We start from the raw sequence: 12839 nt of genomic DNA, 5'->3' as shown, positions 1-12839 counted from the left end.
CTTAAACCAGGTATCTCGACCGAAGTCGGCCTCGCTGAGGCGGCGAAGCGGGTGCAAAGGTACAACGAACCCGCGACTGCTGCAATGGTTGGGGTATTTTTTTCGCAGATTAAGCCGCCCAGCAATTTTCGCGCCGGCTGCCGCCGGGCTGGCATCACATGATTATGTGATTGCGCGGCATCCTTTGGTATCGTCACTTTGTAGCCATGATTAGCCGCTCTCACAGGCGACAGTTATTACCCGGGTACTTTGAAATCAGTACAAGGCAGAAAAGCCCCATCCGCTGGATGGGGCCTTTTTTTTGTTTTCATCCATGGCTCATGCAATGGGGACTACCTTTGGTATGACCTTTTATACTCTAATTATCAGTTACTATGGCCCGTAAAGATTCTTTTTTCGGCCGTCTGGCCGAGTCAATCACGAAGTTTTCGGGCTCAACTGCCGCCTTCATCCTCGCCGCTACAACCGTGCTGGCCTGGGCCATTACCGGGCCGTTGTTTAAATACTCCGAAACCTGGCAGCTGGTCATCAACACTGGCACTACTATCGTCACCTTCCTGATGGTTTTTCTCATCCAGCGGGCTCAAAACAAGGATTCGCTGGTGTTGCACCTCAAGCTGAATGAGCTGATTGCGGCCACTAAAGGTGCTAGCAACCGGCTCATCAACGCCCAGGACTTTTCGGAGGAGGAAATCCGGCTTATTCACGAGTTCTATTGCCTGCTGGCTGAAAAGGCTAAGCAGGACAACGACTTGGGCGAAACGCATTCAGTGGAAGAAGCCGAGGACAACCACCATGAGAAGCTAGCAGTTCACCGGGAGTGAGACGACGCAATAAGAGCAAAAGAAGTATAAGGTGCTTATGTCGAATGCCGTGAAGTATCTCGCTGGTAGTAGTGAACCCTGAGGAATAGGGTTAGCTACGCGAGCAAGAAGCTTCACGGCGTTCAACATGAAGGCTTCAAAAAAGCCTTTAGAAGCACTATTCCGCTTGCGTCAGCGGCGAATCTACAACGTGCTCGGCTACAAACCACACTTGCATCTCATTGGTGCGCATGACATTGCTCACCACGAGGTCATTGGTGCCATCGTCGCCGGCTTCATCGGCCTTTTTGGCAAAGTCGTGGCTGTTTTTCAGCATAATCTGGTGGGCTTCCAGCAAGCGGCTTACCTGGATGGGGGCCTCCTCTCGGTCGCGGGGCACGCGGGGGATGCTGCTGAACTCAGCTACATCGTGGGCCATGGCCACGGCCACGCCCCCCAGAATCTGGATGCGCTCGGCGATGAGGTCGACTAGCTCAGCCTGCTCTTCGTAGTGCTTATCGTACAGCAGGTGAAGCTGGTAGAACGTGGGGCCCACTACCTGCCAGTGGTGCTTTTTGTACATGTCGCGCAGCGTGATGGTGTCGGCCAGCAGCTGGTTGAGCATTTCCACGCTTTTGCGGCGGGTGGGCTCGTCGAGGCCGATGGGCAGGCGCTGAGCCACGGTTCCAAACTTCTGGGTGGGAGCGGGGGCGTTTTGCTGCTGGTTCAGGATGGGCTGAATGTCGACGGCCGGGTTGCTACCGGCGCCTTTGCCCGTGGTGGCTTTGCTGTTGCCGTTGCCATTGGAGCGGACGGCGGCCTGGGCGGCAGGTTTTTTAGCGGGTGCGGCTTTGGAAGCAGTGGTTTTGGCGGAAGTTGCCATGATAATAGGGTGGGGTGAATGTTACTAGGGAAACGCCTCGGGAAGAAGCTGCGCTTACCTACGCAAGGCGGCGCTGGGGGTTGTAGCGTGTAGTAGCGCGGACTTTGCAGTCCGCGAGTCAGAACAATCAAACGGCGCTAACTCGCGGACTACAAAGTCCGCGCTACAGTCGGGCTATAGCAACCACCGCCACCCGTTTTCCCGTTTAGCCTCGCATGAAGCTCCCCGCCACGCCCGCCGTGCAAGTCACGGACCCCAACTTTTCTCTGGCCGACATCGACCCCAGCACTACCGCACCCTTCACCACCAAAGCCGCCGCCGAAAAGCGCCTCAAAAAGCTCCGCGAGCGGCTGAGCGAGCTGCAGGAAAACCTCTACGCCGAGCACCGCCGCAGCGTGCTGCTGGTGTTTCAGGCCATGGACACGGGCGGCAAGGACGGAGCCATCGAAAAGCTGCTGACCGGCGTGAACCCCGCCGGCGTGCAGGTATCGCCCTTCAAAGCGCCGTCCACGAAGGAGTTAAACCACGATTTTCTCTGGCGCATTCACCAGCAAACGCCGGGTAAGGGCCACATCGGTGTCTTCAATCGCTCGCACTACGAGGACGTGCTCATCACCCGTGTTCACGGCCTCATCGACGAAGCTACCTGGCAGCGCCGCTACACCGACATCAACAACTTCGAGCGCCTGCTCACCAACGACCACACGCGCATCCTCAAGTTTTTCCTCCACATCTCGAAGGAAGAGCAGGCCGCCCGCCTGCAAGCCCGCCTCGACGACCCCGCCAAGCGCTGGAAATTCGACCCCAACGACCTGAAGGAGCGCAAGTACTGGGACGACTACCAAACCGCCTACGAAGACGCCCTGCGCCACTGCTCGCCGCCCGAAAGCCCGTGGTTCGTCGTCCCTGCCGACAAGAAATGGGCCCGCGACTTGGCCATCATCGAAATTGTGGTGGCCGCGCTGGAGGACATGAACCCGCAGCCACCCGCGCCAAGCTATGACGTGGCGGCGCAGGTGGTGGAGTAGATTATTGAGACAGTAGCAGTTTCTTAATTGAGTTGAAAATACCCGTTTCTGCCTTTTCTCTGACTGCTATCTTACCGCTGCCCCATTCCCAAACCTCATCGTAGCCAAGAAACAGGCTCAGGTCTTTTGCATCCTCTTCGGTTGGGTTGATTACCTCCCAATTATAGTCGTCTAACCACTCTTGTATAGTTCTGCTTTCACTCCAAACATCACCGTATTGCCGCCAAAAGCCATACAATTCTGAGTCTTCCGTCTTGATTAATCTGACGTTGGGCAGACTGCAAAACGCATCAAAATTCAGTATTGTATCCGAGCTAGGGAATTTTCCCTCAACTGTTAAGCCCAAATCATGGCACCAATGTGCGAAACTTCTTGGTGCTGGTTCTGGATAAGGTCTTTGCGAAAGCACGATTTTAGTGCGCTAATAGGTTGCTGGAGAGATAGATTCTACAGGTTTTTGTTCGCAGGCAGTTTTGCTGTTTTGAGCATCTCATTCGCCTTTGCCAGCTTAGCGGGAAAAAGGTTCTGCCCACGAAGCTTCTCCAACGTTGGGTCGATGCGGACAATAGGAGATTTACGGTTATTAAGGTCTTGCACAGTTTTCATAGCTACAAGTTAAGTAGGTTTCGTTGGACTAAAAAGCCATCGTAGGCTATGTTCGGTTCAAATTCGTGGAAGAAGTCGCCAATCTGGCCGTACAGATGAAAGTCGGTCATCACCTCTGGCAGAAATCGGTGGATGCCCATGCGGTAGAGGCGAGTGCGGGCGCTGGTACTGCCGGTGGCATACACGAAGGCCGCCGGATACTTGTCGAAGAAGCTGTATAGAGCGCCTACGACGGTAGCCAGTACTTTCTCGCTGTCGCCATTATCGGAAACGGCCAAGTCGTTCAGTTCGCCGGTTGTTTCGTTGCGGTCGCCAAAAGCCAGGTTATACAGATTGGGTTCGGTGGTTTCCTGGAAGATAATCAGCTTGCGGATGGCACCCCGACGACCTTCGATGATGAACTCGAAAGTTGTCAGGTCGCCTTCAGCGCTGAGAGCGTATTTGTCGAGGTGCATTAGCGAAACGGAATTGAGACGCTAAGGTAAGTTTCGTGCCTGACTTATATGGCCACCACTTCCTTCCGCTCCCCAATCTGCTGGCGCCACATGGCGTAGTACAGCCCTTTCTGGTCCAGCAGTTCGTCGTGGCGGCCTTGCTCGGCTACGCGGCCGCGCTCGAGGACGAAGATGCGGTCGGCGTGGAGGATGGTGCTGAGGCGGTGGGCAATGAGGATGGTGATGTGCTGGCGCGAGCCCGAGAGTTGGCGCACGGTGCGGCCGATTTCCTCCTCGGTGAGGGAGTCGAGGGCGGAAGTGGCCTCGTCGAAGACGAGCAGGGTGGGGCGGCGCAGCAGGGCGCGGGCGATGCTGAGGCGCTGCTTTTCGCCGCCCGATACCTTCACGCCGCCCTCGCCGAGCACGGTGTCGAGGCCCTGGGGGGCGCGGGCGAGGAGCGAGTCGGCGGCCGCTTCGCGCAGGGCGCGCAGGCACTCCTCGTCGGTGGCGTGGGGGGCCACGAAGAGCAGGTTTTCGCGGATGGTGCCGGCGAAGAGCTGGGTGTCCTGGGTGACGAAGCCGATTTGCTCGCGCAGGGCGTCGAGGTCGACGTTGGTGCTGGGAATGTCGTTGTAGAGGATGCGGCCGGCCAGGGGCGGGTAGAGGCCCACGAGCAGCTTGACGAGGGTGGTTTTGCCCGAGCCGCTGGGGCCCACGAAGGCAATGGTTTCGCCCAGGCGGGTGCCGAAGGAGATGCCGTCGAGGGCCGGGGTGTCGGCCGAGAGGTGCTTGAAGCGCACGTCGTCGAAGGCCAGGGTTTCGATTTTTTCGACGGGCTGGGGGTGGGCGGGCTTCACGTCCTTGGGCGTGTCGAGAATCTGCTGGAAGTTGGCCAGCGAAGCTTCGGTTTCGCGGAAGGTGCCGATAATGCTGCCCAGCTCCTGCAAGGGGCCGAAGATGGAAAACGAGTAGATGAAGAACGAGAAAAACTCGCCCAGGCTGATGTGGTTCTGCACCCGCAGGTACAAGAGCAGCAGCACGATGATGTTGCGCAGCAGATTGACGAAGGTGCCCTGCACGAAGCTGAGCGAGCGCAGGTAGCGCACCTTGCGCAGCTCCAGCTTCAGGATGCGGTCGGTGATGCCGTTGAGGCGCTGGGTTTCCTGCTGGGCAAGGCCCAGGCTTTTGATTAGCTCGATGTTGCGCAGGCTTTCGGTGGTGGAGCCGGCCAGGGCGGTGGTTTCGCCCACGATGGTGCGCTGGATGACCTTGATGCGCTTGCTCAGGGCGAAGCTCAGGATGCCCAGCAGCGGGATGGTGAGGAAGTAGCCCAGCGCAATGGGCCAGTACACGGTGATGGCGTACCACATCACGAAAATGATGCCCACGACGGCCGTAAACAGCACGTTGACGAAGCTCTGGATGAGCTTCTCCACGTCGACGCGCACCTTCTGAAGCTTGCCCAGGGTTTCGCCCGAGCGCTGGTCTTCAAAGACTTGATACGGCAATTCCAGCGAGTGGCGCAGGCCGTCGGAATACATGCGGGCGCCCAAGCGCTGGGTGATGACGTTGACGTAGTAATCCTGGAAATTCTTGGCAATGCGGCTCACCATGGCCACGCCCAGCATGAGCGAGAGCAGCGGCAGCGCCTGCCAGAAAAAGGGCCCGAACTGCACCGTGCGCAGGGCCGCCACGTCGGGGTATTTAGTGGCAAACTGGTCGACCAGCTTGCGGAAGAAGTAGGGGTCGAGCAGCGAAAAAATCTGGTTGACGGCGGCCAGTACCAGGGCTAGGATGAGCAGCGGCCAGTAGCTGCGCAGGTAGGAGTAGAGGAGTTTCACTTAATAAAAACGCTGGGTGGGTGCGTAGCTGGAAAAGAGGGGAAGGGCGGCGCCGACACTTTGCCAACCCGCCGAAAAAAGTGTTGGGTGTTAGGTATTGGGTGTTTGGGGCCTTACGTAGCCCGAATACCCAATACCTAACACCCAACACCAAGCAATGGTTAGGGGCAGGCGGCGGCTGGTTTTTTACACGGCATTCGGCGCCAGGCGGCGCAGCAGGAGAATCACCACCAGAATAACCAGCAGCGCGGCGGCCGGAGCTACCGTAGCCGCGCCGTTCGGGATTTTGAAAAGGTGCATATACACCGCGCCCGCCATGATGATGATGAGCCCGGCCGCCGCCAGCCGCACGGTGCGCGGAATCAGCAGGCCGATGCCGCCCAGCAGCTCGCCAAAGGCGATGAGGTAGCCAAACCAGGCGGGAAAGCCCATTTTGGTGAAATTCTCCAGGGTGGCTGACAAGTCTTTGACCTTCATGCCGCCGATGAAGATGAAAGCCAAACCGGCGAGGCCCTGGAGCACCCAGGCAATGATGTTGCGAGTAGAAGCACTCATAAGAAAGAAGAAGTTGGTGGGTTGAAGAATATAGCAGCAACCTCAACTGCAAGGCGGATGTTTGCTACGGCCCCTCCGTGCCAGCGCGGAGCCCAAAATACCGGCCAGCCCGGATTTCGGCGCGTCGGAAAATTTCCCTCCTTTGTGGTGGTTGTAGGGCGGCCCAAACAGGGCCATCGCGCGACGGGGGCCGTGTATCTTGGTGGAGAGCCGGCCCTGCCAAAAAGCCGGCTTCGATTCCCAACGGCGAGCGGGAATCGGAGCCGGCTTTTTTGTTTTTAATCAGTAGCTTAAGCCAATAGCAGAAGCAGCTGCTCGGGCGTGCGGATGAGGCCCCGGCAGTAGGCCAGCGGCTGCGCGCAGTCGCCCACGAAGCCCTCGACCAGGCCCGCCTGCCCGGTCAGGCAGCGCACGTAGGCACGGCCCCGGGGCAGCAGGCTAGTGTAGATGGTGCCGAAGCGCTGGCACCAGCCCGGCGGTGGCGTGGGGCAAGGCTCGAAACCGGCGGTAAGGAGTAATTCTTCAGTCATAGGCACCCGAATAAGCAGCAGGATAATATCCTGACAAATTTCGGGTTACTATGAGGGCTTTACGCTGCGTTAAATACCGAATCTGCCCACGGAAAATACGGGTTTTACCGGGGCGGCTAGCGGCCGGTGTAGTTGCTGGGCGTGAGGGCGCGCAACTCGGTTTTCACGGTTTCGCTCACTTCCAACTCCTCCACGAAGGCCGCGATGGTGCGGGCTGAGATGGCCTCGCCGGTGCGGGTGAGGGCTTTGAGGGCGTTGTAGGGGTCGGGGTAGCTTTCGCGGCGCAGGATGGTTTGGATGGCTTCGGCCAGCACGGCCCAGTTCTGGTCGAGGTCGTGGGCCAGGGCGCTTTCGTCAAGGGCCAGCTTGCCAAGGCCGCGGCCCAGGGCGTTGAGGGCGATGAGGATATGGCCCAGCGGCACGCCCAGGTTGCGCAGCACGGTGGAGTCGGTGAGGTCGCGCTGGAGGCGGGAGATGGGCAGCTTGGCGGCGAAGTGCTCCAGCAGGGCGTTGGCTACGCCGAGGTTGCCTTCGGCATTCTCGAAGTCGATGGGATTGACTTTGTGCGGCATGGCCGACGAGCCGACTTCGCCGGGCTTGATGGTTTGCTTGAAATAGCCCAGCGAAATGTACTGCCACACGTCGCGGGCCAGGTCGAGCAGGATGGTATTGAGGCGCTTCAGGCCGTCGCAGTGGGCGGCCAGGTGGTCGTAGTGCTCAATCTGGGTGGTGGGGAAGGAGCGGCTCAGGCCCAGGCGCCCGTTCACAAACTGCTCGGCGAAGGCGTGCCAGTCGATGTGCGGGTAGGCGGCGTGGTGAGCGTTGAAATTACCCGTCGCGCCGCCAAATTTGGCGCCGAAGGGCACCTGCGCCAGCAGCGCCACCTGGGCATCGAGCCGGGCTACGAATACGGCTAGCTCCTTGCCCAGGCGGGTGGGGGAGGCGGGCTGCCCGTGGGTGCGGGCCAGCATGGGGATGGCTTCCCACTGGCCGGCGCGGGTGGCCAGGGCGTTGCGTACCTGCGCGTAAGCGGGCAGTAGCACCTGCGTCAGGCCGTTGCGCAGGCTGAGCGGAATGGCGGTGTTGTTGACGTCCTGCGACGTCAGCCCGAAGTGAATGAACTCCACAAACTGCTCCAGGCCCAGTTGCTGAAACTGGTCGCGCAGGAAATATTCGACGGCCTTTACGTCGTGGTTGGTCACGGCCTCGTGGGCTTTGATGGCGGCAGCTTCGTTCTCCCCAAACTGCTCGTAAAGACTGCGCAAGGCGGCGAATTGCTCGGCGGGCACGTCCTGCAGCTGCGGTAGCGGTAACTCGGCCAGGGCAATAAAGTATTCAACTTCAACCAGCACCCGGTAGCGCATCAAAGCCAGCTCGGAGAAGTAGGCGGACAGCGGCGCAGTGGCACGGTGATAGCGCCCGTCGAGGGGCGAGAGGGCAGTGAGGGCGGTAAGCATGGTGCAAAGGTAGAAAGTGAGGTAGGGTTTAGCTTGCCGTTTTTGGAGTATTGGGTATTGGGTATTGGGTATTGGGTATTGGGTATTGGGTATTGGGTATTGGGTATAACTTATCTTGAACACCGAACACCGAACACCGGCAAGCTAAATCTTACCGCACAATTCAAAAAAATACCTCCCCTGAACCCCATTCGCGCGGTAGCCGTTTTTCCTTTTCCTACCTTTGGGGTTAGCCAATTGGCTTGCTTTATTTCCTTCCGTGCGCATTTCTCGTTCCACCAAACGCATTCTCCTGGGTATTCTGGCCGGTGTTGCCGCGCTGTTGCTGGTCGCCATCGCTGTGTTTCAGTGGAAGCGGCAGCAGCTGCTGGCCTACGCGCTGCAGGAAGTCAAAACCCGCGTCGAGCGCAAATATCCCGTTCGGCTGGTGCTGGGGCCGGCCCGGTTTGTTGATTTCAATACCGTTGAAATCAAGGGGATGAGCCTGGTGCCCACGGCCACGCCCGACGACACCTTGCTCACGGCCAAGCGTCTGCAGGCCAGTCTGAGTGTGCGTTCCTTATTTGCTGGCCGACCGGTATTCAGTGGGCTCGAAATCATTACGGCCCGCCTTACGGCCCATAAAGACCGGCGGGGCGACAATTTTGGCTTCCTGCTGAAAAGCGGGCCCAAAAAGCCCGTTGTGCCCGTCGATACCACTAAGGGCACTAACTATGGCCTGCTGTTGAATCAGCTGCTCGAAGCTGGTTTCGACAACGTGCCCGGGGAGGCACACTTCCGCGACTTCTTTGTGAGCTACGAGACGCCACGCCACAACATCCTGCTGCACCTGCCGGAACTGGCTATCGAGGACGGCGACATCACCGGCCGCCTCACTGCCAATGTTGATTCGGTTGTGAATGAGCTGGGAATCAGCGGCCACATCGAACCTGACGACTATGCGCTCGAAGCCCGGGTATTTGGCATCGGCGGCTCGGTGCAGGTGCCTTACGTGCCGCAGCGCTTCGGCGCCATCATCAGCTTCGATACTGTGCTGGTACGTCTCACCGACAAGGACTTCACCTCGGACGATGCCGGCGGCCGGCTGACGGTGCGCGGCACTCTGGCGGCCCGCAATTTCAGCCTCTACCACCCCAAACTGGCCTCCAATGACATTGAGGTGCGGCGCGGGGCGCTCAACTTTGTGGCTACCCTCGGCCGGGGCACCGCCAGCCTCGAAAAAGGCAGCGAAGTGGTGCTGAATAAGCTCCGGCTTTACCCTGAAATCAGCGTGCGCCTCAAGCCCAGCAAGGCGGTGAGCATCAAAGTAGAATCGGCCGAAACGGAAGCCAACGACTTTTTTTCCTCGCTGCCCACCGGCATCTTCGACGCTACGAAGGGAATCAAGGGTACCGGCGCGCTCATCTACCGCATGCACGGCGACGTGGACCTAGCCCAGGTAGACAGCCTGCACTTCGACTCCAGCCTGAAAGGCAAAAACTTCATCGTCACAAGCTTCGGCAACGAAGACCTCAATCAGCTCAACACTGACTTCCCCTACACCGCCTACAACGACAAAGGCGACTCGCTGCGCACCTTCAACGTCGGCCCCTCGAACCCCGATTTCACGCCCTTCACCCAGGTGTCACCTTTCCTGACGGCCGCCATTCGCACGGCCGAAGACCCGCGATTTTTCGAGCATAAGGGCTTCATGGAAAAGGCTTTTGTGAAATCGGCCATTCAGAATATCAAGGAACACCGCTTTGCCCGGGGCGGCAGCACCATCAGCATGCAGCTGGTGAAAAACGTGTTTCTGAGCCGCCAGAAAACCGTGGGGCGTAAGGCCGAGGAAGCCCTGATGGTGTGGCTGATTGAAAATACCCGCCTCGTGAGCAAGCAGCGCATGTTTGAGGTGTATCTCAACATCATCGAGTGGGGCCCAAGCCGTTACCGCTGGCCCAGCGGCAAGCGCGGCCTGTACGGCGTGAAGGAAGCGGCCCTGTTCTACTACGGCAAGCGCCCCGACGAGCTGACCCTGGCCGAAAGCCTCTACCTGGCCAGCATTATCCCCAAGCCCAAGTTTGCCCGCTATTCCTTCAATAGCTACGGTGAGCTGCGCGGCAGCACCCGCTACTTCTTCCGCCTCATCGCCGACATCATGGCCACCCGTGGTCTCATCAGCTCCGGCGACCGTGCCGCTATGCCCTACGCGCTCAATATCAACGGCCCGGCGCACGGCTTCATGGGCTTCGTGCCGCGCCCCGATACCACCCGCACCGTGCTGCCAGCCGACAGCAGTCAGTTTGAGCCCATCAACCTGCTCGATTTGCTGAATACCGGCCCGGCGGCGCCGGATGCCGGGGTGAACTCGGGCGTGCCCGCGCCGCCGAAGTAGGCTGCTGGCCGCCGTTTAGCGCACAGGGCGTAACGGCAGGCCGACGAGTGACGGGAGTTTCCAAACTCCCTGCCGCGTAGCGGCAAGCTCGCGGTTGGGCTTTGACGAGCAGACGGCGCGGTGCCGCATGGCCGCTGCGCGGCCGTGAATCGGGAGACTCACCCCACTGGTCGGTCGGCAGTCACGCCAACTGCGTTGGCTTAAAACTGCGGCCAGCGGCTTACGTCGCTACCGGCTTAATCGGCCGCAGCCAGCTGTTCAGCTTCATCTGCAGCACGCCGAAAAAGGCTTCTTTTATAATGCCTTTCGACATTTTGGAAGCGCCCCGCGTCCGGTCAGTGAAAATGACGGGCACTTCTTTGATTTTGAAGCCCATTTTGTACGCCATCCACTTCATCTCAATCTGGAAGGCGTAGCCCACGAAGCGAACCTTACTCAGGTCGATGGCTTTCAGCACGCGGGCCGTGTAGCACTTGAAGCCCGCCGTGGCATCCATGATGGGCATGCCGGTGATGAGGCGCACGTACCAGGAAGCGAAGTACGACATCAGCACCCGGTCCATGGGCCAGTTTACCACGTTGACTCCTTGGATGTAGCGCGAGCCGATGGCCAGGTCGTAGCCGTCCTGGGCGCAGGCGTCGTGCAGGCGCAGCAAGTCGTCGGGATTGTGCGAAAAGTCGGCATCCATCTCAAACACATAGTCGTAGCCGCGCGCTAGCGCCCAGCGAAAACCGTGGATGTAAGCCGTGCCCAGGCCCTGCTTGCCAGCGCGTTCCTCCAGGTACAGGCGGCCCGGAAACTCGACCATGAGGCCACGCACCACGGCCGCCGTGCCGTCGGGTGAGCCATCGTCGATGATGAGCACGTCGAAGGCGCGGGGCAGAGAGAAAACCTTGCGGATTATCAGCTCCGCATTTTCCCGCTCGTTATAGGTTGGAATCAGAACTACGCCTTCGCTCATGAGGCCAAAGATAGGGCCGCGGCCAGCTTTTCGGCCGTTTGGCGGGCGTGGCGGATGCAGTCGGGCACGCCCACGCCGGCCCGCCAGTTGGCCACCGATACAATATTTTCGGATTGCAATGCGTCGGCCGCCGCGTGCGCCGGGCCGATTTTTTCATCGAACTGCGGGATGCTGCGCGGCCAGAAATACCGCTGCTGCCAGCGCGGCTCGCCCGTGATGCCATATAGCCGGCTTAGCTCGGCATGAACGCCCGCTTTCTGCTCATCCTCCGAATCCTGCGCGGCCTGACTGAATTGCTCACCACCCACGAAAGTAGTAAACAGCACCTGCCCGGCGGGTACGCGGTGGGGGTAGATGCTGCTGGTCCAGATGGAGCCGGCGGCGTAGGTGCTTTCCGCTTTCGGATTGAGGGCGCCGAAGCCGTTGAGCGGGTGAGCGACGGCTGTACGGTCGTAGGCCGAAAAAACGGCGCTCATGGGCGGGTAGCGCACGGCCGCCAGCGCTGCTGAGGCCTCCGGGAATAGCTCGGCCAGCAGCGGAGCCGCCGCGTAGGCCGGCAGCGCCAGCGCCAGATGCGTGAAGGTGCCCAGCGGAGCGTCATCGGCGGCAGCCCAGCCGCCCACCTCGGCCCAGAGCTGGTAGGTGCCCACTGCCGTGCGCCGGATGCGGGCAATGCCGATGCCAGGGCGGTAGCCGTCAAGCTTCGCGGCCAGGGTGTTGGCAATGGTTTGGTTACCCTCCTTCAGCCCGATAACGCGCCGCCGGCCCACGCCGCCCTTGCTGGTTTTGATGAAGCCGCGCAGCACCGAGCCGTGGGTCTGCTCCAGCGCCGGCAACTGCGGGAAGGTTTTGTGAATCAGCAGCCGCTCGGGGTCGCCGGCGTAGATGCCGGAAATGAAGGGGTTGACGGCGTAGTCTACTATTTCGGGGCCGAAGCGGCGGCGGAAGAAGCTGGCTACGGTTTCGGCCGGGTCGGTGGGGGCGGCGGGCTTCCACAGCTCGCGTAGGGCCTGCCACTTGGCTTTCAGGCTAAAGAAGCCGCTCAGCAGCAGCTTGGGCGGCGAGCCGGGCAGCTCGCGGTAGCGCCCGCGACGTAGCACGTAGCGGTGCTGGCTTACGGGGGCAGCATCCTGAATTTCACCGGTCAGGCCGAGGTCGGCCAACAATTCCTCCAGCTCGGGGCTAAGCTGCAGAGTATTCGGGCCAGCCTCCAGCAGGTAGCCTTCGGGCGTGTGGATGCTGCAAAAATTGCCGCCCGCGTGCTCGGTACTTTCCTCGAATAGCGTGTAAGGCACGCCACTTTTTTGCAGGTACCAGGCTAGGGTGAGGCCGGCGATACCGCCGCCGATGATGGCAATTTTCATGAC

Annotated in this window: 13 protein-coding genes; 3 read left to right on the top strand and 10 right to left on the bottom strand. The window is 59.9% G+C overall.

The window, feature by feature from the left end; translation table 11 throughout:
- Nucleotides 1-374 precede the first annotated feature (374 nt).
- Entirely contained in the window at nt 375-824 is a 450-nt protein-coding gene (locus tag Q5H93_RS13330) for a low affinity iron permease family protein (RefSeq protein ID WP_305007042.1), read from the top strand.
- 157 nt (nt 825-981) lie between these two features.
- Here the strand turns inward: Q5H93_RS13330 and Q5H93_RS13325 are convergent, their stop codons facing one another.
- Nucleotides 982-1686: a Dps family protein gene (locus Q5H93_RS13325; protein ID WP_305007041.1), complete on the bottom strand. Its 705-nt coding sequence runs from the start codon at nt 1684-1686 to the stop codon at nt 982-984.
- 215 nt (nt 1687-1901) lie between these two features.
- Between Q5H93_RS13325 and Q5H93_RS13320 the strand changes: the two genes are divergently transcribed.
- Nucleotides 1902-2714, top strand: a complete 813-nt coding sequence (locus Q5H93_RS13320; RefSeq protein WP_305007040.1) for a polyphosphate kinase 2 family protein — start codon at nt 1902-1904, stop codon at nt 2712-2714.
- Nucleotide 2715: 1 nt separating this feature from the next.
- On the opposite strand, the gene Q5H93_RS13315 is transcribed toward Q5H93_RS13320, so the two are convergent.
- The 7 genes from Q5H93_RS13315 to purB form a co-directional block, all read right to left on the bottom strand.
- The gene (locus tag Q5H93_RS13315) at nt 2716-3123 is read right to left on the bottom strand and encodes a hypothetical protein (RefSeq protein WP_305007039.1); all 408 of its coding nucleotides are present in this window, start codon (nt 3121-3123) and stop codon (nt 2716-2718) included.
- A 38-nt stretch (nt 3124-3161) separates the two neighbouring features.
- Complete coding sequence (locus Q5H93_RS13310; RefSeq protein ID WP_305007038.1) at nt 3162-3320, bottom strand: hypothetical protein; 159 nt, start codon at nt 3318-3320, stop codon at nt 3162-3164.
- 2 nt (nt 3321-3322) lie between these two features.
- On the bottom strand, nt 3323-3775 hold the full coding sequence (locus Q5H93_RS13305; protein WP_305007036.1) for a DUF6934 family protein: 453 nt from the start codon (nt 3773-3775) through the stop codon (nt 3323-3325).
- Between the two features lie 44 nt (nt 3776-3819).
- A complete protein-coding gene (locus tag Q5H93_RS13300; RefSeq protein WP_305007035.1) occupies nt 3820-5595 on the bottom strand; it encodes an ABC transporter ATP-binding protein in 1776 nt (591 codons plus the stop codon).
- Nucleotides 5596-5781: 186 nt separating this feature from the next.
- Nucleotides 5782-6150: a DoxX family protein gene (locus tag Q5H93_RS13295; protein WP_305007034.1), complete on the bottom strand. Its 369-nt coding sequence runs from the start codon at nt 6148-6150 to the stop codon at nt 5782-5784.
- Between the two features lie 290 nt (nt 6151-6440).
- Entirely contained in the window at nt 6441-6680 is a 240-nt protein-coding gene (locus Q5H93_RS13290; RefSeq protein ID WP_305007033.1) for a hypothetical protein, read from the bottom strand.
- 116 nt (nt 6681-6796) lie between these two features.
- Entirely contained in the window at nt 6797-8137 is a 1341-nt protein-coding gene (purB, locus tag Q5H93_RS13285; RefSeq protein WP_305007032.1) for an adenylosuccinate lyase, read from the bottom strand.
- 259 nt (nt 8138-8396) lie between these two features.
- Between purB and Q5H93_RS13280 the strand changes: the two genes are divergently transcribed.
- On the top strand, nt 8397-10511 hold the full coding sequence (locus Q5H93_RS13280; protein WP_305007031.1) for a transglycosylase domain-containing protein: 2115 nt from the start codon (nt 8397-8399) through the stop codon (nt 10509-10511).
- 220 nt (nt 10512-10731) lie between these two features.
- Here the strand turns inward: Q5H93_RS13280 and Q5H93_RS13275 are convergent, their stop codons facing one another.
- Nucleotides 10732-11472 (bottom strand): polyprenol monophosphomannose synthase, encoded by a 741-nt coding sequence (locus tag Q5H93_RS13275; protein WP_305007030.1) that lies wholly within the window; start codon nt 11470-11472, stop codon nt 10732-10734.
- Entirely contained in the window at nt 11469-12836 is a 1368-nt protein-coding gene (hemG, locus tag Q5H93_RS13270) for a protoporphyrinogen oxidase (RefSeq protein WP_305007029.1), read from the bottom strand. Before hemG ends, Q5H93_RS13275 begins: the two co-directional genes overlap by 4 nt.
- Between the last annotated feature and the right edge of the window lie 3 nt (nt 12837-12839).

The sequence above is a fragment of the Hymenobacter aranciens genome, from assembly GCF_030580865.1.
GTDB lineage: Bacteria > Bacteroidota > Bacteroidia > Cytophagales > Hymenobacteraceae > Hymenobacter > Hymenobacter aranciens.
This window is presented reverse-complemented; position numbering and strand designations above follow the sequence as displayed.